Here is a 19289-nt window from a genome sequence, read left to right as displayed (position 1 = left end):
ATGGAAAAGGCGCCGGTTCTACCCGGCGCCTTTTTTGTTGGCCGTACCGCGTTCGGTCCTACGGGATCAGCAGGGTGGACCCGTTGGTCTTGCGGCCTTCCAGAGCCTCGTGGGCGGCGCGCGCTTCGGCGAGAGGGAAGGTCTGTCCGATGTCGATCTTCACCGCGCCCGAGCCGATGACCTCGAACAGCGCCGCGGCGCTCTCGTCCAGTTCCTCGGTCGTGACGATGTAGTCGAAAAGGCGCGGACGGGTGACGTAGGCCGACTTGGCCGACAGCTCCAGAGGCGCGAATGGCGGTACCGGACCGGAGGCGTTGCCGAAGGTGGCCAGCACGCCGCGACGGCCCAGGCTCTTGAGGCTGGCCTCGAACGTGTCCTTGCCGACGCCGTCATAGACAACGGCCACGCCCTGGCCGCCGGTGATCTCCGCGACGCGCGCGGCGACGTCTTCGTGGCTGTAGTCGATGACGTGATCGGCCCCTAGCTCACGGGCGATGGCGGCCTTGGCGTTCGAGCCGACCGTGGCGATGACGGTCGCACCCTCGGCTTTGCACCATTGCACCAGGATTTGGCCGACGCCGCCGGCGGCCGCATGGACCAAAACGGTATGGCCAAGTTTCACGTGAAAACATCGGCGGATCAGAAACTCCGCCGTCATGCCTTTCAGTAGAGCCGCGGCGGCGACCTCCAGGCTGACGTCGTCCGGCACCTTCACCGCGCGATCGGCCGGGACGACAGCCGCCTCGGCATAGGCGCCCATGGTCCCGTTATAGGCGACGCGGTCGCCGATCTGGAACCGGGTGACGCCGTCGCCGACCGCCTCGACCACACCCGCCGCTTCCAGCCCGATCACGCATGGCGTCTTGATTGGGTAGAGGCCGGACCGGTGATAGGTGTCGATATAGTTCAGACCCACGGCCTGGTGACGGACAAGGATCTGGCCGGCGGCGGGCGAGGGCAGGGGCAGGTCGGCGGCCTCAAGGACCTCCGGGCCACCGGTACGGATGGCTTGGATGGCGAGCATCAGGCGAGGGCCTTTTGGAAGAAGGTCAGGCTGCGGCCGTTGGCCTTGGCCGCATCGGACGCGTCATAGTGCGCGCCGCCTTCTCGCGCGAAGGCATGGTCGCGGCCTTCATAGAGATGGATCTCGATCTGCGGGTGATCCTTCAGGGCGGCCAGGATGACCTGGCGCGCTTCCGGCGGCACGAACTGATCCTTCTCGGCGATGTGCATCAGCAGCGGCTTAGTCAGCTTCTCGGCCTCGCCGACGTGCTTCTCCAGCCCGACGCCATAGTAGGAGACCGAAGCGTCGACGTCGGTGCGCGTGGCGGTCAGGAAGGCCAGTAGGCCGCCGAGGCAATAGCCGACCGCGCCGATCTTGCCGTTGACCCCGTCCAGCTCGCGAGCCGCGGCAATGGTCGCCCCAATGTCCGAGACGCCGGCGTCCACGTCGAACGCATTGAACAGCTCGAAGGCCCGCTTCCACTCGGCTTCCGATTGGTCGGTGATGTCGATGCCGGGCTCGATCCGCCAGAACAGGTCGGGGCAGATGGCGACATAACCCTGGGCCGCCAGGCCGTCACAGATGTCGCGCATGACCTTGTTGACGCCGAAGATCTCCTGGATCACGACGATGGCTGGAGCGCTCTGCGCCTGGGGCCGGGCGACATAGGCCGAGAAGTCGCCGTCGGGCGTGGTGATGGTGAGGGTCTCGCTCATCGGGAACTCCGTCTATTCCGTTGTCGCTTCTTGGGGGGCCGCTGTTCAGGGTCGATGTGACTTTCGACCAAAGCGCTCTAACCTGCGCCGCGAGGCCAGGCCCGTCACAATATAGTGCCCTGCCCGAAGGGAACCACCTCATGAAGATGACCATCGAGATCGACTGTACGCCGGTCGAGGCGCGGGCCTTTCTGGGCCTGCCGGACGTCAGCGCCCTGAACGACCATCTCGTCAAGGAGATGCAGAATCGCATGGACGCCAACATGGCGATGCTGGCCCCCGAGGAGCTGATGAAGAACTGGATGGCGTTCGGGGCTGGGGCCCAGGAGCAGTTCCGCAAGCTGATGACCGCCGCTGCTGGCGCGGCCGCCGGGAAGCCCTGACCGCATGACCGATACGATCTTCGCCCTGGCTACGGCGGCCGGGCGAGCGGCGGTGGCCGTGGTGCGCGTCTCGGGTCCGGCGACCTCGTCGATCGTCGAGGCTCTATGCGGAAAGGCCCCGGCGCCGCGGATGGCGGCCGTGCGCAAGCTGCGTCACCAGGGCGTCGAACTGGACGAGGCGCTGGTGCTGCGCTTCCAGGGACCCGCCAGCTATACCGGCGAGGACAGCGCGGAGTTTCACGTGCACGGCGGCCGGGCCGTGGTCGAGGCGCTACTGTCGGCGTTGAGCGACCTGGGCCTGCGCCTGGCCGAGCCCGGTGAATTCACCCGCCGCGCCTTCGAGAACGGCAAGCTGGATCTGGCCCAGGCCGAGGGCGTGGCTGACCTGATCGACGCCGAGACGGAGGGCCAGCGACGACAGGCGCTGGGTCAGCTGGGCGGCGCGCTGAGCGATCGGTACGACCGCTGGCGAGATCTACTGGTCCAGTCCCTGGCCATGCTGGAGGCCGCCGTCGACTTCCCGGACGAGGACTTGCCGGAGGAGGTGGCCGAGCGGGCCCGTCCGGCGCTGCGCATTCTGAGCGGCGAACTCGACGCGGCCCTGGCCGATGTTTCCCGGGGACGCCGGGTGCGCGACGGCTTCCGCATCGCTCTGGTCGGCGCGCCTAATGCCGGCAAGAGCACCTTGCTGAACGGCCTGGTCGAGCGCGACGCGGCCATCGTCACTGACACGCCCGGTACGACCCGTGACGTCATCGAGGTTCCGTTGGTGCTGAGCGGTTATAAGGTACTGGTCGCCGACACGGCCGGGATCCGCGAAACCGCCGACGCCATTGAGGCCGAAGGTGTCCGCCGGGCGCGGGCCTGGGCTGAGGAAGCTGACCTAAGGCTTTGGGTGGCTGATGGGTTTCACGTGAAACATACAGTGAAGCTTGAAGAGACCGTTCGGGCCGGCGACTGGCTGATTCTCAACAAGGCCGACATCGCCGAGGCTTCCGAGTTGACGGCCGCCGAGGCGCGCTGGGCAGGAGAGGGGCTGAAGGTCGCTCGTTTGTCGGCACGTTCAGGCGAGGCCGTCGATGAGCTACGCACCGTTCTGGGCGACTATGTCGCCGACGCCCTGTCCGGCGCGGAGTTCCCAGCCGCGACCCGTCTGCGCCACGCAGAGCGCCTGAAGGAAGCCCGTGGGTATCTCGCCCGGGCGCTTTCCGATATCGGGCTGGAAGTCGAGTTGGCCGCCGAGGATGTCCGTCTGGCCGCCAGGGCGCTGGAGAAGATCACTGGCCGGGTCGACCCCGAGGACGTGCTAGGCCGCGTCTTTTCGACCTTCTGCATCGGCAAGTGATGCTCCACGAGAAACATCCCCTATATTATCCACAGCGCGCTCACAGCTGTGATGGGGGTGTTTCACGTGAAACGCCGGCGAGTCAGATCGACCCATTCGCCTGATTGGCGTATATGACGAGTCCAACGCCCCCGCTCGTTCGGGGGCGTTCGCATTGAGGCGAGTTCTTTGTCCAACACTTGGGATGTCATTGTCATCGGCGGCGGTCACGCCGGCTGCGAGGCGGCCGCTGCGTCGGCGCGCGCGGGCGTGCGCACCCTGCTGCTGACCCACAAGCTGGAAACCATCGGCGAGATGTCCTGCAACCCGGCCATCGGCGGCCTGGGCAAGGGGCACCTGGTGCGCGAGATCGACGCCCTGGACGGCGTCATGGGCCGCATGGCCGATAAGGCCGGCATCCAGTTCCGGATGCTGAACCGCTCGAAGGGCCCGGCCGTTCGTGGCCCGCGCGCCCAGATCGACCGCAAGCTCTATCGCGAGGCGATGCAGGCCGAGCTGTACGCCACGGCCAACCTCGACATCATCGCCGCCGCCGCTGAGGACCTGATCGTCGAGGACGGTAAGGTCGCCGGCGCGATCGACGGGGAAGGGCGGTTCTACCGAGCTCCACGTGTCATCCTGACGACCGGCACTTTCCTGAAGGGCGTTATCCATCGCGGCGACGATCGCATCCCCGCCGGACGCGTCGGCGACCAGCCGGCCATCGGCCTGTCGGATCGCCTCTACGGCCTGGGCTTCCAGATGGGCCGTCTGAAGACCGGCACGCCAGCGCGCCTGGACGGATCGACGATCGCTTGGGACCAGCTGGAAATGCAGGCGGCCGACGAGGTCCCGGTCCCGTTCTCGTATCTGAACGACAAGATCGACGTGCCGCAGATCGCCTGTGGCGTCACCTTCACCACCGAAGAGACCCATCGGATCATCGCCGAACGCATCGGCGAGTCGCTGGTCTATAGCGGCCGCGCCACGGGTGTCGGTCCGCGCTATTGCCCGTCGATCGAGGACAAGGTCGTTCGCTTCGCCGACAAGACCAGCCACCAGATCTTCCTGGAGCCGGAAGGCCTGGACGACACAACGGTCTATCCGAACGGCATTTCCACGTCGGTCTCCGAAGAGACCCAACTGCTGTTCCTGCGCACGATCCCCGGTCTGGAGAAGGTCGAGGTCGTCCGTTACGGCTATGCGATCGAATATGACTATGTCGATCCGCGCGAGCTCTACGCCACGCTGGAGACCAAGCGGCTGCCGGGCCTGTATCTGGCCGGACAGATCAACGGCACCACGGGCTACGAGGAGGCGGGAGCCCAGGGCCTGATGGCCGGGCTGAACGCGGCGTTGGCCGTGCAGGGCAGGGACCCGGCCGTCTTCGCCCGCGACGAAGCCTATATCGGCGTAATGATCGACGACCTCGTCACCCGTGGCGTTACCGAACCCTATCGCATGTTCACCAGCCGGGCCGAGTTCCGCCTGACTCTGCGCGCTGATAACGCAGACCAGCGCCTGACCGATCGCGGCGTCGCCCTGGGCGTCGTCGGCGAGGCCCGCGCCGAGGCCTGGGCCGAGAAGAAGGCGCGGCTGGAAGCGGCCCGGATCTTCGCCCGGTCTGTGACTCTGACCCCGAACGAGGCGGTGAAGGCCGGCTTCAAGGTCAACAGCGATGGCGTGCGCCGCGACCTGTTCGCCATGCTCGCCTATCCCGATGTGACTCTGGACGACCTCGGCCGGATCTGGCCCGATGTTTTCACGTGGAACAGTGACGTTCGCGAGCAGATCGAGATCGAGGCGGCCTATGCCGGCTATCTCGACCGCCAGCGCGCCGACGCCGAGTCGCTGCGCAAGGACGAGGATCTGCGCCTGCCGGCCGACCTCGACTATGCCGACATCGGCAGCCTGTCGAACGAGGTCCGTGAAAAACTGCAGCGCGTCCGTCCGCTGACCCTGGGCCAGGCGGCCCGCATCGAGGGCGTGACCCCCGGGGCGCTGACCGCGCTGCTGGCCCACGTGCGACGCAGCCGTGCAGCCTGACGCCATGCCGGAAACGATAAGCGAAACCACTGCCGCTGAACCCCAGGTCCTCGACGCCGCGGGCTACCAGGCCCTGACCAGCGCGACCGACGCCCAGATGGCGGACCTGACGCGCTTCCAGGAGCTGCTGGCCGAGTGGAACGAGGTCATGAATCTGGTCGGTCCGCTGACCATCGCCACCTACTGGACCCGTCACGCCCTGGACAGCTCGCAGCTGCTGCCGCTGGCGCCGGGCGCTCTGAGCTGGGCCGACCTGGGCGCTGGCGCGGGTCTGCCCGGCGTCGTGCTGGCCATTCTGCTGAAGGGCAGGGAGGACGCCGGCGTCCACCTGGTCGAGTCGATGGCCAAGCGCTGCCGGTTCCTGGAGGTCGTCGCCAAGGACCTCGACCTGCCGGTCCAGATCCACAATGCCCGCGCCGAAGCGCTGAAGCTGGACGTCGACATCGTCACCGCGCGGGCCTGCGCGCCGATGACCAAGCTGTTCGGCTTCGCCGAGCCCTATATGCGCCGTGGCGCGACCGGCCTGTTCCTGAAGGGACAGGATGTCGCAGCCGAGCTGATCGAGGCCAAGAAGGCCTGGAAGTTCGACAGTGACCTGCGCACCAGTCAGAGCGACCCCCGGGGTCGCATCGTTCAAGTGAAGAGGCTTTCCCGTGTCCGCTAATCCTCTCCGCGTCCTCGCCATCGCCAACCAGAAGGGCGGGGTGGGCAAGACCACGACCGCCATCAACCTGGGCACAGCCCTGGCCGCCTGCGGCGAGCGCGTGCTGCTGATCGACTCCGATCCGCAGGGAAACTGTTCCACGGGGCTTGGTATCGGCCGCACCCAGCGCCGCACCACGCTCTATGACGTGCTGATGGGCGAGTCGCCCGTGGTCGACGCGGCGGTGAAGAGCGAACTGCCAGGCCTGGACGTGATCCCGGCCGACGCGGATCTCTCGGGCATCGAGATCGAACTGGGCCAGACTGCCCGCCGCTCGTACCGCCTGCGCGACGCCCTGGAGGCCATTCGCGTCAACGGCCCCTACACTTATGTGCTGATTGACTGCCCGCCGTCGCTGAACGTGCTGACGGTCAACGCCATGACCGCCGCCGACGCGGTGTTCGTGCCGCTGCAGTGCGAGTTCTTCGCCCTGGAAGGTCTGACCCAACTGATGCGCACCATCGAGCGTGTCCGTGGCAGCCTGAACCCGCGCCTGGAGATCCAGGGCGTGGTGCTGACCATGTATGACCGCCGCAACAGCCTGTCCGAGCAAGTGGCCAAGGACGTGCGCGAGCACTTCGGAGACAAGGTCTATGACGCGGTCATCCCGCGGAATGTCCGCGTCTCGGAGGCCCCGTCGTTCGGCAAGCCCGTGCTGCTGTACGATCTGAAATGCGCCGGCAGCCAGGCCTATCTGAAGCTGGCCCGCGAGGTGATCAGCCGCGAGCGCGACCGCCAGGCGAAAGCGGCCTAACCGCGAGCTTGGCCATACCGAACCGTAGTTTGACTGAGAAGAAGATGGAGTCCGTCGCAATGGCAGAGCCCGGTAGTTCCGAAGGGCGTCGTGGTCTGGGTCGGGGTCTGTCCGCCTTGCTGGGCGAGGTCGACGCCGCGCCGGCTCAGGCGCCGGGCGAACGCGCCGCCGGCTCCAGCGAAGCGCCGATCGAGCTCCTGAAGCGCAACCCGGACCAGCCGCGCCGGACCTTCCGCGAAGAGGACCTGGAGGACCTGTCCAACTCGATCCGCGAGAAGGGCGTCCTGCAGCCGATCCTGGTGCGGCCGTCGCCGGACACCCCCGGGGAATACCAGATCGTCGCCGGCGAACGCCGCTGGCGTGCGGCCCAGCGGGCTGGCCTGCGAGCCGTGCCGATCATGGTGCGCGAGCTGGACGACCTGGCGGTGCTGGAAATCGGCATCATCGAGAACGTCCAGCGCGCCGACCTGAACGTCCTGGAAGAGGCGCTGTCCTACAAGGCGCTGATGGAGAAGTTCGAGCGCACCCAGGAGAACATCGCCCAGACCATCGGCAAGAGCCGCAGCCACGTCGCCAACACGCTGCGCCTGCTGGCCCTACCGGACGAGGTTCAGTCGTACCTGGTCAGCGGCGAGCTGTCGGCCGGTCACGCCCGCGCCATCGCCGCGGCGTCCGACCCGGTGGCCCTGGCCAAGCAGATTATCGAGGGCGGTCTGTCCGTCCGCGAGACCGAGGCCCTGGCCCGCAAGGCGCCGGGCGTGAAGCCGGCCAAGAGCAAGGGCGGCCGTCCGGCCAAGGTCAAGGACACCGACACCCAGGCGCTGGAAGCCGACTTGTCGTCGGTGCTGGGCCTGGACGTCTCGATCGATCATCGCGGCGCGACCGGGACCCTGACCATCACCTATGCAACGCTCGAGCAGCTGGACGATCTCTGCAACCGGTTGACGCGAGGGGTCTGATCGATCGCACCTAAAAGGGTGCGAGTGACCGGATTTTTGGGCCTTCCAAAATTGCCTCTGTGACGCACCAAGCGGCGCCTTTCCGTACTCCGGGAGGCGCCGTTTTCGTGAGAGGAGGGCGGTTCGAGTCCGATCAGACTCCAAACCCTTGTGCCGTAACGCTTTCTCGACAAGCGTCCACAGCGGCGCAAAGGCTCTGTTTTCGGCCCTAAAGGCCCAGCCGGCGCGCGCGACCCGCGATCATCAGCGCCAGGCGTTCGGCGATTAGTTGATCCGGTGAGCCGGAGGTCTTGCAGGCGCGGTCGGCGGTCAGGATCTCGCCCTGAATGTCGAGGATCGCTTCCAGGTTCCAGGCGCGGGCTTGACGCAGGAACTCGCGCTCCTGTTTCCAGAAGACGCCCGAGGCCTTGGCGGCCGCCTGCAGGTCGACGCCGTTCTTGTGCAGGGTCAGCACCCGGCGCAGACGGCCCAGATAATAGCCCATGGCCCGGACCGCGGCCGGACCGCCTTCGCCCTCGGCGGCGGCGCGGCGCAGGGCCGCCTGGGCCAGGCCGACCTTTCCGCCGAAGGCGTCGGCGGCGGCGTCGCTGAGCGAGGCCTCGGGCTCGACGCCCAGGAAGTCGGTCAGATCGGCGGCGGTGGCGTTGATGCCGCTGTTGGGGCCCAGATACAGCGCCAGGCGCTCGATCTCGGCCCGGGCGACGCCGCGCTCCTTGGGCAGGCGCGAGACGAAGAGATCCAGGGCCTCGGCGTTGAGGCTGACCTTGTCGTTGGCCAACAGGTCGCGGGTCATGCGGGCCAGGTCGCCCGCTTCATCCTCATAGCAGGGGATGACGGCGCAGCCGTTGGCCTTCTCGCCGACCTTGCGCAGCTGGGAGTCGCGGCCCAGGGCCCCGGCCTCGACCAGGAAGAAGGCGTCAGGGTTCAGAAGGCCCTCGACGTGGCGGGTCAGGGCTTCGGCCGCCTGCTTGTCGGGACCGGCCTTCTCGCCGTTCAGGCGCAGCCGCACTAGGCGGCGGCCGCCCATCAGCGACATGGCCGACAGTTCGTCCTCCAGCTTGGCCGGGTCGGCGTCCAAGTCACCGTCGGTCAGCTGGGCGGTGTCGAAGGGATCGTCCGGGCGTTCGACGACGCGCTTGGCCAGGGCGTTGGCGCGATCCCGCACCACGCCCCGGTCCTTGCCGTACAGCACCACGGCCCGGATGTCCGGGGTCGGCTCCCGCAGGAAGCGCTCGACGTCCGGACGCTTGGACAGGATCATCGCTGATTAGGCCGGTTTACGGCCCGCCAGCCAGGTGGCGAGCTCCAGCTGGATCTTGCGAGCCACTTCGGCCGCAGCGCGCTCCTGGCCGTCGTTCTGGGCCGCAATGGCGGCATAGGGCTGGTCGGCCGAGTCGTAGGTCACCGACACTTCCGTATAGCCCTTGTGGACCTCGGCGGCGGTCGTGGCGTCGGCCAGCTGCCAGGTCACGGCCATCCGCAGCTCGTAGCGGTTAGCGTTGTTGTCCAGGCGAACGCCGCGGGCGAAGCGCTGCTCGTTGATCGCATAGGTCAGCCGATAGCTGGCCTGCGTGCCCTGGCGATAGGCCAGGGCGTCGTCCAACTTCTCGCGCAGCAGATAGCCGCCACGCCCTTCGGACGCGATCGGCTGGATGCTGGAGAGCCCGCCCTCGACGCCGGGGCGGCCGTACAGCGGCGTGAAGCCGGCGCAGGCCGAGAGCGTCAGGGTCGAGAGCGAGAGGGCGCAGACCGCCAGGAAGCGTTTCATGAATCTCGCTCGGGGGCTCAGTTGGCCACGATGTTGATGATGCGGTCCTTCACCACGATCACCTTGCGGACCGTGAGGCCTTCAAGGTGAGCCATGACGTTGGCATCCGCCAGCGCGATTTTCTGGACCTCGTCGTCGGGGGCGCCGGCTTTCACCTTCACCTCGCCGCGACGCTTGCCGTTGATCTGGATCGGCAGCACGCGCTCGTCGTCCGCGGCCAGGGCCGGATCGGCCTTGGGCCAGGGGGCGTCGACGACCATGCCTTCGCCGCCCAGCTTGGCCCAGGCCTCTTCGGCCAGGTGGGGCGTGAACGGGGCGACCAGGCGGGCCAGGATGTTCAGCGCCTCATTGCGGGCGGCCAGCACGGCTTCCGATGCGCCTTCGGCCGGGGCGGCCTTCAGGACGTTCAGGAACTCGTACAGGCGCGCCACGCCGCTGTTGAAGCGGAAGCCCTCGATGCTGTCGGTGACGTAGCCGATCAGCTTGTGGGCCGACTTGCGCAGGGCCACGGCGGCTTCGTCGCTGTCGTCATGGGCGAAGTCGCCGGCCGGCTGGCCGTCGAACTCGTTCCACAGACGGTGCGTGAAGCGCCAGCTGCCTTCGACGCCCGAGTTGGTCCACTGGACGTCACGCTCGGGCGGGCTGTCGGACATCACGAACAGGCGCGCGCTGTCGACGCCATAGGCCTCGAAGATGTCCTCGGGCGCGACGACGTTCTTCTTGGACTTCGACATCTTCTCGATGTCGCCGATGATGATCGGGGCCCCGGTCTTGGCGTGCTTGGCCGTGCGCTTGTTGCCGTCGGCGACGATCTCGACGTCCGCCGGCTCGACCCACTCGCCGGCCTCGTTCTTGTAGGCCTCGTGAGTGACCATGCCTTGCGTGAAGAGGCCCGCGAACGGCTCCTCGACCGACAGCAGGCCCTCGTCCTTCAGGGCGCGGGTGATGAAGCGCGCGTACAGCAGGTGCAGGATCGCGTGCTCGACGCCGCCGATATACTGGTCGACCGGCATCCAGTGGTCGGCCGCGTCCTTGCCCACCGGCTCGTCGGCTTGCGTGTCGGCGAAGCGGGCGAAGTACCAGCTGCTGTCGATGAAGGTGTCGAGCGTGTCGGTCTCGCGCTCGGCGCGGGCGCCGCACGACGGGCAGGTGGTGTGGCGCCAGGTCGGGTGACGTAGCAGCGGGTTGCCCGGCTTGTCGAAGGTGACGTCCTCGGGCAGGGCGACCGGCAGCTGGTCTTCCGGCACCGGCACCACGCCGCAGTCATGGCAGTGGATGACCGGGATCGGGCAGCCCCAGTAGCGCTGGCGCGAAATGCCCCAGTCGCGCAGGCGATAGACGGTCGCGCCCTGGCCCTGGCCTGCGCCTTCGATGCGCGCCACGGCCTCGGCCTTGGCGGTCTCGACGTCCATGCCGTCCAGGAACTCGGAATTGAAGATCTTGCCGGGGCCGACATAGGCCTCCTTGCCGACTTCGAACGTAGCCGGATCCTCGCCGTTCGGCAGGACGACGGGCTTCACCGGCAGGTCGTACTTGCGGGCGAAGTCCAGGTCGCGCTGGTCGTGGGCCGGACAGGCGAAGATCGCGCCGGTGCCGTAGTCCATCAGGATGAAGTTGGCGATCCAGACGGGCAGGGTGATCGACGGGTCCAGCGGGTGCTGCACGCGCAGGCCGGTGTCGTAGCCCAGCTTCTCGGCGCTCTCGATCTCGGCTTCCGAGGTGCCACCCTTGCGGCAGTCGGCGATGAACTGCTGGACGTCGGGGTTCTCGATGCCCAGGCGCTCGGCCAGCGGATGCTCGGGCGCGATGCCGACGAAGCTGGCGCCGAACAGGGTGTCGGGACGTGTGGTGTAGACCTCCAGCCCGTCGGCCATGCCGTCGGGGGCGTCGCCCTCGAACTTGAACTTGAAGCGCAGGCCCTTGGAGCGGCCGATCCAGTTCTCCTGCATCAGGCGAACCTTGTCGGGCCAGCGGTCCAGGGTCTTCAGGCCGTCGATGAGGGCGTCGGCGTAGTCGGTGATGCGCAGGAACCACTGGGTCAGCTTGCGCTTCTCGACCGTCGCGCCCGAGCGCCAGCCCTTGCCGTCGATGACCTGCTCATTGGCCAGGACGGTCATGTCGACCGGGTCCCAGTTGACCGAGGCTTCCTTGCGATAGACCAGGCCGCGCTTCAGCAGGCGGAGGAACCAGGCCTGCTGCTTGCCATAGTATTCCGGGTCGCAGGTGGCGAACTCGCGCGCCCAGTCGACCGACAGGCCCAGGGCCTTCAGCTGCTCACGCATGGCGGCGATGTTGTCGTAGGTCCAGCCCTTGGGGTGGACGCCGCGCTCCATGGCGGCGTTCTCGGCCGGCATGCCAAACGCGTCCCAGCCCATCGGGTGCAGGACGTTGAAGCCCTGGGCACGCTTGTAGCGGGCCACGACGTCGCCCATGGCGTAGTTGCGCACGTGGCCCATGTGGATGCGGCCCGACGGATACGGGAACATCTCGAGCACGTAGTATTTCGGACGGCCGTCGTTGATCTCGCCGGTCTTGAAGACGTCGGCCTTGGCCCAGGCGTCACGCCATTTGGGCTCGGTGTCTTTGGGATTGTAACGGGCCATCGGAAACCAGGTCTTGGATGCGGAAAAGCGCTCCAGGGAGCGCGGCCGCGTCAAGTTAAGCGGTTTCGCGGCCGGAGCGCGCAGAGAAATAGGAAATCAGGGTCTCCGCCGCGAAGGCGGAGACCCTGGGGGCCTTAGCCCTTGATGTTCGACAAACGAAGCTGACGGGCGCGGGTCAGGATCGCGTTCTCGATGTCGGTGGCCGTCTGCGGCGTGACCTCGGTGTCGACCCAGGCGCCGTTGATGTCCTTGGACTGCTTGAACACCGTGACGTTCAGGCCGTCGGCGCGCAGGCGGGTGTCGAGAATGTAGACCGTGGCCTTGAAGCGTTCGGCCGGGGTCTCTGGATTGATGTACCAGTCGGTGACGATCACGCCGCCGTACGGGTCGGCCGAGGCCAGCGGCATGAAGGACAGGGTGTCGAGGCTGGCGCGCCACAGGTAGCCGTTGACGCCGATCGACGCTTCGGGAGCCGCGACCGTCTTGCCGCCGATACCCAGGAAGCCGCCCTTCTTCTCGCCTTCGGCGGAGAACGACTTGGGGTTGCCGCCGCAAGCCGCAACGCCCAGCACCGACAGAGCCAGGACGCCCGCGGCGACGCCGCGCATCACAGACCCACGCTCAAACGCCATAGTACCTCGCTCCAATGTCTCGCCGGCGCGGTTCACGCATTCCTGGCGCGCCCCCGCGGCCGGGAGCCGGTCTATAGCATGGCTGCGTCGCCTCAAAACAGGAATCGCGTGACCTCGTCGCAACAGGACTCGATTGAATCATATGATTCAGCAGGAACGGGGACCGATGTGCGGTTGACCGCGTTCCGGCCAAGCCTTTAATCGCAACGCAAGGGGCTCGTTCCTATATGGGATGGGTGGGGACAACTGAGTATAGGCGGCGAGTAGCGATGGTCGCGACGCGTTTCTTCTTGGCGGGGGCTGCCGCGCTGATCCTGACGGGATCGGCAGCGACCGCGTTTGCGCAGGCCAAGCCGCATGCCGTGACGCCTGACTTCAGCGTCAAGAACGACTTCACCAGCGCCGCCGCCGGCGTCCAGTATCCGCAGGACGAGAAGCGCGCCTTGCGTTGGGACGCCAAGAAAGGCCGCTGGGGCCTGAAGCTGGACCTCGACCAGCCTTCCAGCCGTGAAATGGAACTGCAGGACGTGCAGGCAGGCGCCTACTTCAAGGTGACCCCGTCGATCCGCGTCGGCGGCGCCGTGGCCCTGGGCGAACGCAATCCGGCCCTGGCCGCCCGCAAGGCCGAGCCGACGGAAGCCGCCCCGCGCGTCCGTCTCGAGACCGCGTTCAAGTTCTAGCCCGCCAGGGTTTCCACCGCCGCCAATCCGACGATCCTGCTGCCGGCCAGCCGCGCGGCGGTTTCTGCGCGCACGCCACCTAGCGCATAGACGGGCAGGGTGGTGGCCGAAACCAGCGCCGTCAGGCCCTCGATCCCAAGCGGCGTTCCCGCCGAGGGGCTATTGCTGGCAAAGACCGGGGAGACGACGGCCGCATCGGCGCCGGCTTGCTCCGCGGCCATGAGCGCCGCCGGGCTGTGGGCCGCCGCGGTGACCAGCCAACCCGGGCGGGCTACCTTCAGGTTCGGGATCTCGCCCGCCAGCCGTTCGGGCATGTGCAGGCCATCCGCCTGAATCGCCTGAGCCAGTTCAGGCTCGGCGCCGGCCAGCAGGAGCAGCCCCCGCGCGGTCGCGATCTCCCGCAGGCGAAGGCCCTGCTCGACGGCGTCGGCTGCGCTGAAGGCCCGGAACACGATCCCCGCGCCACGCGGCAGGCGCTCGGCCACGGCTTCGGGGTGCGGGACGCGGACCGGATCGGTGAAGAACAGCAGGCCGGGCAGGGTGATCCCGCGCACGGTCCTTGGCGGAAAGGTCGCCGCCGTCCTAGACAGGACCTCCAGTTCGCTCACGCCGTCCACGCCGGGTCCGTCTCCATGTCTCAAGCGCTTGTCGATATCCGCGGCCGCATCGCCGCCGCCGAGGCCCGCGCGGGCCGCCCGGCGGGTGCGGTGACCCTGGTGGCGGTCTCCAAGACCCAGCCCTGGGACCATATCGCGCCGGTGCTGGAAGCGGGACAGAAAGTGTTCGGCGAGAACCGGGTTCAAGAGGCGATGGAGCGCTGGGGCGATCGCCGCGAAGGCCTGGAGCTGCGCCTGATCGGCCCGCTGCAGACCAACAAGGCCCGTGAGGCGGTCGGCTTCTTCGACGTCATCGAGACCCTGGACCGCGAGAAGCTGGCCAAGGTGCTGGCCGACGAGATCCAGCGCGCCGGCCGGGCGCCGCGCCTCTATGTCCAGGTCAATACCGGCGAGGAGGACCAGAAGGCCGGCGTCTCGCCCAGTGAGGCCGAGGCCTTCATCACCGCCTGCCGCGCGACCTACGGCCTGACGATCGAGGGCCTGATGTGCATTCCGCCCTTCGACCAGGATCCCGCGCCGCACTTCGCCCTGCTGAAGGCGATCGGGCTGGCGAACGGGGTGGAGAAGCTGTCGATGGGCATGAGCGACGACTTCGAGACCGCCATCGAACAGGGCGCGACCTCGGTGAGGGTGGGTTCGGCGATCTTTGGTCGCCGCGACTATGCCTAGTCGGCGACGATCTCGACCGCGTCGCCCGGCTGGGCGGCCGCCAGCACCGCCTCGATATCCTCCCGCGCCAGGGCCACGCAGCCCTCAGTACCGGGATAGCCCTCGCGCGCCAGGTGCATGAAGATCGCCGAGCCCATCCCTGGAACCGGCGGGTCGTCGTTGTGGCCCAGGATCACCACCAGGTCGTAGACGTGGTCGTCGCGCCACATCCGCTCGGCGCTGGCCGGATAGGGCAGAACGACCGGTCGATTGTAGTTCGGATCCTGCGCCGCATCGCACCAGCCGTCCTCCGGCCGCGTGGCGCGCACGGGCAGGGCGGTCTTCGGACCGTCCGGATAGACGTCGGGCCGATACCAGACCTCGCGCATCACCCAGGCGCCCAGCGGGCTCTTGTTGTCGCCCTCGCGCTTGTCGGCGGCGGGCAGGGCGCCGGCCTTGCCGATCGCGCAACGCACGGTGCGGCCCCCGAAGTCGAAACGGCCGTCGGTGTGAGCGCGGAAGGACATCGGAAGCGTCGGCTCCAAGACTTATAACGTGGCCGGGGTTGTCCCGAGGGGCCGCAGCGGTGCATGTTTCGCCTTATGGCGCAACGTAAGACCCTATTGCTGATCGACGACGATGACGACCTGCGCGGCGCCTTGGCCGAGCAGCTGGCGCTGCACGAGGAGTTCGCCGTCAACGAGGCCTCCAGCGCCGGCGAAGGCGTGCGGTTGTCGCGCGAGATCAAGCCGGACCTGATCCTGCTGGACGTCGACCTGCCCGACATGGACGGCCGCGAGGCTTGCCGCCTGATGCGCAAGAACGGCGTCACCGCGCCGGTGATCATGCTGACGGCCGCCGCCAGCGATAGCGACACCATCCTGGGCCTGGAATCGGGCGCCAACGACTACGTCACCAAGCCCTTCCGCTTTGGCGTGCTGCTGGCCCGCATCCGCGCCCAGCTGCGCAGCTATGAAGCTTCGGAAGACGCGCTGTTCCGTATCGGCCCGTACGAATTCCGCCCGTCGGCCAAGCTGCTGGTCGACGAGAAGCAGAAGAAGGTGCGGCTGACCGAGAAGGAAACCAACATCCTCAAGTACCTCTACCGCGCAGGCTCCAAGCCGGTGTCGCGCGAGGAGCTGCTGACCGAGGTCTGGGGCTACAACGCCGGGGTCACCACCCACACGCTGGAGACCCACGTCTATCGCCTGCGCCAGAAGATCGAGCCCGATCCGGCCACGGCGCGCATCCTGATCACCGAGATGGGCGGGTACAGGCTGCAGCCATAGGTGGGCCCGCAAACCTCGCCCTTCGACAAGTCGACAAGCTCAGGGTGAGGTTTTCTACTGAACGGCCTTGAAAGTGTCCTCACCCTGAGCCTGTCGAAGGGCGAGGACGGACCCTCGGCGCAAAAGAAAAGGGCCCGACCTTCCGGTCGAGCCCCTCTCAAAACCAGATCCGCCTGGACTTAGGCGTTGCCGACCGGCTGGCCTTCGGCCTGGGCCTTGCGCGCGGCGTAGACGCCGGCGAAGTCGATCGGGTCGATCAGGAAGGGCGGGAAGCCGCCTTCGGCCGTGACGTCCGAAACCAGACGACGGGCGTAGGGGAACAGGAAGCGCGGGCACTCGATCAGCAGGACCGGCTCCAGCTCGGCTTCCGGAACGCCGGCGATGTGGAACAGGCCGCCATAGACGACTTCGACGTGGAACACCGCCTGGTCGTCGCGCAGGGCGCGGGCCGACAGCTTCAGGTCGACTTCGAACAGGCCATCCGGACGACCGCGGGCGTTCATTTCCACGCCCATGTCGATCTGCGGCTGGGCGGCGCCGGCGCGCAGGCTGTCGGGGGCCAGCGGGTTCTCGAACGAGAAGTCGCGAACGAACTGGGCCAGAATGCGGACGCCGGGTTGTTCAGCGTTTTCGGCCGAAGTCGCCTCGGGGGCGGTGGTGTCGGTCATTAGGATAAAATCCGTAATCGGCGCCTAAAACGCCTAGAGAAGGTGGGCGCTGCTACCATGAGGGTCCGTCTGGCGCAACGCCAGGCGCCTGACGGGAGAACGCGTCTCGCCTATATAGCTACGAACCCCTGGGCTTGAAGCCTGTAGCCGGACCCTGAAGTGCTCCAGATCCTGTTCCTCGCCGCGGTCGCCGCCATTGTCCTGTATCAACTCTACGCCACGCTGGGGCGTCGGGTCGGGCGTCAGCCCGAGGACGCGCCCGCGGCCGCCGTTCCGGGTCCTGCGCCGTCTGCGGCCGACACCCATCCGGTGCTGCGTTCGGAAGGCCTGGCGGCGCTGAAGTCCAAGCAGCCCGACTTCGATCCCAACAAGTTCCTGACCGGCGCGCGCTCGGCCTACGAGCAGATCGTCTCGGCCTATGCCGAGGGCGATCGCGAGACCCTGCGCCCGCTGCTGTCGGCCGAGGTGATGGCCAATTTCGAGCAGGCCATGGCCGCCCGGGAGGCCGCCGGCCGCACCGAGAAGGTCGAGTTCCTGACCCCGCCGCGCCTGGACCTGGAAAGCATCGACCTGGTCGGCGACAGCGCCAAGGCCGTGGTCCGCATCCTGGCCGAGGTGCGCACCCGCACCAAGGACGAGCGCGGCGAGGGCGTCGACGATCGCCGCACGGCCGAACTCTGGACCTTCGAGCGCGAGGTCAAGAGCGCCAACCCCAACTGGTTCCTGACCTTCGTCGCCGCCGCCGAGGCGTGATGACCGGAGTGTTCTCGCGCGCCTTCGCCCCTCTGGTCCTGGCGGGCCTGCTGCTGAGCGCCTGCGCCAGCGTGACGACGCCCGTGCCGCCCACCACCGGCCCGGTCGCGCCGCCCACGACGACGCCACCGCCGGCCACCACCCCGCCGACACCAACCCTGTCGTTCTCCAGCCTGCCGGGCTGGGGCGAGGAGGATCATCTGGCGGCGCTGAACGCGTTCCGCGCGGGTTGCGGCGTGTCCAAGGATCCGGCGCTGGCCCGCGTCTGCAGTCTGGCCAAGAGCTCCAGCGTCCAGGACGCCGCCGGCGCGCGGGCGTTCCTGGAGACCAACTTCCGCCCCGAGGCGCTAGGCGTGAAGGAGGGCGGCGACGAGGGCCTGCTGACGGCCTATTTCGCCCCGCAGTACGACGCGCGGATGTCGCGCAACACCGAGTTCACCGTGCCGGTGCGTGGCCTGCCCTCCGATCTGGTGGTCGTGGACATGGCGGGCGAGCCCTCCCTGATCAGCCAGAAGACCGACGGGCCCGACGGCCCGACCCTGACGCCCTATCCGGACCGCGCCGCCATTGAGGCCGTGCCGACCGACAAGCCTTTGGCCTGGATGCGGCCCGAGGAGCTGTTCTTCCTGCAGATCCAGGGTTCGGGGATCCTGGTGCTGCCCGACGGTCGCCGGGTGCGCGCGGCCTTTGCCGGCACCAACGGCCGGCCGTTCGTCGGCATCGCCACGCCGATGCGCGACAAGGGCCTGCTGCCCGACAACAACACCTCCGGCGAGTCGATCCGCAGCTGGCTGGCCGCTCATCGCGGGCCCAAGGCCGACGCGATCATGCAGCTGAACCCGCGCTACGTGTTCTTCAAGATGGCGGCCGACGATGGCAAGGAAGCGGTCGGGGCGGCGGGCATTCCGCTGCCGGCCGGCCGCGCCATCGCCGTTGATCTGAGCCGACACGCCATGGGCGGCCTCTTCTGGCTGGACGCGGCCGCGCCGAAGCTGGCGGGGGCCTTCCCGGCCTATCGCCGCCTGGCCGTGGCGCTGGACACCGGCGGGGCCATCAAGGGCGAGGTCCGCGCGGACCTCTATATGGGCTCGGGCGCCGCCGCGGGGGCCGAGGCCGGCCGCGTGCGCCACACCCTGCGCATGTACCGCCTGGTTCCGAACCCCTGACGTGGCTAAGAAGCCGCCGCCCTCTCCGGATGACGATCGCCGCCTCTGGAAGCTCGTCGCCTCGACGGTGATTCCGCGCGCGCCGCAAAAGCCGGAGAAGATGCGCAGCAAGGCGCGGATCCGGTCGGTGAAGACCGCCACCGCGATCCCGGTTGAGGCGCCGACCCACCTGGCCTCGATCGCGCCCCTGCGGGTGTCGCCCGAGGAGATCAAGCCGGCCCCGGCCAAGACCCTGAAATACGCGCCCGACCGCATCGAGCCCAACCGCAAGCGCCGCTTGGTCAAGGAACACGACCCGATCGGCGCGCGCCTGGACATGCACGGCCTCGACCAGGACCAGGCCCGGGCGACGCTCGAGGGCTTTATCCGCCGCGCCTATGACGACGGTCACCGCGCGGTGCTGGTGATCACCGGCAAGGGCAAGGTCGGTCACGGCGTACTGAAGCAGCGTACGCCCGAGTGGCTGGCCGGCGCAGCGGTGCGCGAGATGATCGCCGGCGTGTCCACCGCCGACCAGCGTCACGGCGGCGAGGGCGCGCTGTATGTGGCGCTGAAGCGGAAGGCTTAGCCTTCCAGC

The 19289-nt window shown here is 67.9% G+C and carries 21 protein-coding genes; 12 read left to right on the top strand and 9 right to left on the bottom strand.

Going from position 1 to position 19289, the window contains the following annotated elements; all coding sequences use genetic code 11:
* Positions 1-58: 58 nt before the first annotated feature.
* Positions 59-1024 (bottom strand): quinone oxidoreductase, encoded by a 966-nt coding sequence (locus tag ABDW31_RS04815; RefSeq protein ID WP_343698404.1) that lies wholly within the window; start codon positions 1022-1024, stop codon positions 59-61.
* The gene (locus tag ABDW31_RS04810; RefSeq protein ID WP_184715030.1) at positions 1024-1719 is read right to left on the bottom strand and encodes a dienelactone hydrolase family protein; all 696 of its coding nucleotides are present in this window, start codon (positions 1717-1719) and stop codon (positions 1024-1026) included. Before ABDW31_RS04810 ends, ABDW31_RS04815 begins: the two co-directional genes overlap by 1 nt.
* A 140-nt stretch (positions 1720-1859) precedes the next feature.
* On the opposite strand from ABDW31_RS04810, the gene ABDW31_RS04805 reads away from it, so the two are divergent.
* The 6 genes from ABDW31_RS04805 to ABDW31_RS04780 all read left to right on the top strand — a co-directional run bounded on the left by ABDW31_RS04805 (position 1860) and on the right by ABDW31_RS04780 (position 7888).
* On the top strand, positions 1860-2102 hold the full coding sequence (locus tag ABDW31_RS04805; RefSeq protein ID WP_184715028.1) for a DUF6489 family protein: 243 nt from the start codon (positions 1860-1862) through the stop codon (positions 2100-2102).
* A complete protein-coding gene (mnmE, locus tag ABDW31_RS04800) occupies positions 2077-3447 on the top strand; it encodes a tRNA uridine-5-carboxymethylaminomethyl(34) synthesis GTPase MnmE (protein ID WP_343698441.1) in 1371 nt (456 codons plus the stop codon). The genes ABDW31_RS04805 and mnmE overlap by 26 nt, the downstream gene beginning before the upstream one ends.
* Positions 3448-3615: 168 nt before the next feature.
* Positions 3616-5472 carry a tRNA uridine-5-carboxymethylaminomethyl(34) synthesis enzyme MnmG gene (gene mnmG, locus ABDW31_RS04795; RefSeq protein ID WP_343698403.1) on the top strand — a complete coding sequence of 619 codons (1857 nt, stop codon included), beginning with the start codon at positions 3616-3618 and terminating at the stop codon, positions 5470-5472.
* 4 nt (positions 5473-5476) lie between these two features.
* Positions 5477-6136 carry a 16S rRNA (guanine(527)-N(7))-methyltransferase RsmG gene (rsmG, locus tag ABDW31_RS04790; RefSeq protein WP_343698440.1) on the top strand — a complete coding sequence of 220 codons (660 nt, stop codon included), beginning with the start codon at positions 5477-5479 and terminating at the stop codon, positions 6134-6136.
* Positions 6126-6929, top strand: coding sequence for a ParA family protein (locus tag ABDW31_RS04785; protein WP_184715026.1), 804 nt, complete (start codon positions 6126-6128; stop codon positions 6927-6929). The genes rsmG and ABDW31_RS04785 overlap by 11 nt, the downstream gene beginning before the upstream one ends.
* 44 nt (positions 6930-6973) lie before the next feature.
* Positions 6974-7888, top strand: coding sequence for a ParB/RepB/Spo0J family partition protein (locus tag ABDW31_RS04780; RefSeq protein WP_172267058.1), 915 nt, complete (start codon positions 6974-6976; stop codon positions 7886-7888).
* Between the two features lie 208 nt (positions 7889-8096).
* Here ABDW31_RS04780 and holA read toward each other — a convergent pair whose 3' ends face one another.
* From holA to ABDW31_RS04760, 4 genes are all read right to left on the bottom strand, one after another.
* A complete protein-coding gene (holA, locus tag ABDW31_RS04775; RefSeq protein ID WP_184715024.1) occupies positions 8097-9149 on the bottom strand; it encodes a DNA polymerase III subunit delta in 1053 nt (350 codons plus the stop codon).
* A 6-nt stretch (positions 9150-9155) separates the two neighbouring features.
* Positions 9156-9656 carry an LPS assembly lipoprotein LptE gene (lptE, locus tag ABDW31_RS04770; RefSeq protein ID WP_184715022.1) on the bottom strand — a complete coding sequence of 167 codons (501 nt, stop codon included), beginning with the start codon at positions 9654-9656 and terminating at the stop codon, positions 9156-9158.
* 17 nt (positions 9657-9673) lie between these two features.
* Entirely contained in the window at positions 9674-12259 is a 2586-nt protein-coding gene (gene leuS, locus ABDW31_RS04765) for a leucine--tRNA ligase (RefSeq protein WP_343698402.1), read from the bottom strand.
* A 134-nt stretch (positions 12260-12393) separates the two neighbouring features.
* Positions 12394-12906, bottom strand: a complete 513-nt coding sequence (locus tag ABDW31_RS04760; protein ID WP_184715017.1) for a DUF3576 domain-containing protein — start codon at positions 12904-12906, stop codon at positions 12394-12396.
* A 254-nt stretch (positions 12907-13160) separates the two neighbouring features.
* On the opposite strand from ABDW31_RS04760, the gene ABDW31_RS04755 reads away from it, so the two are divergent.
* Positions 13161-13571: an NtrZ family periplasmic regulatory protein gene (locus ABDW31_RS04755; RefSeq protein WP_172267073.1), complete on the top strand. Its 411-nt coding sequence runs from the start codon at positions 13161-13163 to the stop codon at positions 13569-13571.
* Here ABDW31_RS04755 and ABDW31_RS04750 read toward each other — a convergent pair.
* Entirely contained in the window at positions 13568-14188 is a 621-nt protein-coding gene (locus ABDW31_RS04750) for a thiamine phosphate synthase (protein ID WP_343698401.1), read from the bottom strand. The genes ABDW31_RS04755 and ABDW31_RS04750 overlap by 4 nt on opposite strands.
* Positions 14189-14203: 15 nt before the next feature.
* Between ABDW31_RS04750 and ABDW31_RS04745 the strand changes: the two genes are divergently transcribed.
* Positions 14204-14857 carry a YggS family pyridoxal phosphate-dependent enzyme gene (locus ABDW31_RS04745; protein ID WP_343698400.1) on the top strand — a complete coding sequence of 218 codons (654 nt, stop codon included), beginning with the start codon at positions 14204-14206 and terminating at the stop codon, positions 14855-14857.
* Here the strand turns inward: ABDW31_RS04745 and ABDW31_RS04740 are convergent.
* Complete coding sequence (locus ABDW31_RS04740) at positions 14854-15363, bottom strand: L,D-transpeptidase family protein (protein ID WP_343698399.1); 510 nt, start codon at positions 15361-15363, stop codon at positions 14854-14856. The genes ABDW31_RS04745 and ABDW31_RS04740 overlap by 4 nt on opposite strands.
* 75 nt (positions 15364-15438) lie before the next feature.
* On the opposite strand from ABDW31_RS04740, the gene ABDW31_RS04735 reads away from it, so the two are divergent.
* A complete protein-coding gene (locus ABDW31_RS04735) occupies positions 15439-16125 on the top strand; it encodes a response regulator transcription factor (protein WP_184723505.1) in 687 nt (228 codons plus the stop codon).
* A 179-nt stretch (positions 16126-16304) separates the two neighbouring features.
* Here the strand turns inward: ABDW31_RS04735 and secB are convergent, their stop codons facing one another.
* Complete coding sequence (gene secB / locus ABDW31_RS04730) at positions 16305-16793, bottom strand: protein-export chaperone SecB (protein ID WP_184715009.1); 489 nt, start codon at positions 16791-16793, stop codon at positions 16305-16307.
* A 159-nt stretch (positions 16794-16952) separates the two neighbouring features.
* Between secB and timA the strand changes: the two genes are divergently transcribed.
* Genes timA through ABDW31_RS04715 form a run of 3 tightly spaced genes read left to right on the top strand, consistent with a single transcriptional unit; the run spans position 16953 to position 19280 of the window.
* Positions 16953-17546, top strand: coding sequence for a TIM44-related membrane protein TimA (gene timA / locus ABDW31_RS04725; protein WP_184715007.1), 594 nt, complete (start codon positions 16953-16955; stop codon positions 17544-17546).
* Positions 17546-18712, top strand: coding sequence for an MltA domain-containing protein (locus tag ABDW31_RS04720; RefSeq protein ID WP_343698398.1), 1167 nt, complete (start codon positions 17546-17548; stop codon positions 18710-18712). Before timA ends, ABDW31_RS04720 begins: the two co-directional genes overlap by 1 nt.
* A gap of 1 nt (position 18713) precedes the next feature.
* Positions 18714-19280 carry a Smr/MutS family protein gene (locus ABDW31_RS04715; RefSeq protein ID WP_343698397.1) on the top strand — a complete coding sequence of 189 codons (567 nt, stop codon included), beginning with the start codon at positions 18714-18716 and terminating at the stop codon, positions 19278-19280.
* Positions 19281-19289 lie beyond the last annotated feature (9 nt).

This window comes from Caulobacter sp. (assembly GCF_039596335.1).
In the GTDB taxonomy this organism is placed as follows: Bacteria; Pseudomonadota; Alphaproteobacteria; order Caulobacterales; family Caulobacteraceae; genus Caulobacter.
Note: the sequence above shows the minus strand (reverse complement) of the source record. Positions and strands in the feature narration are given on the sequence as shown.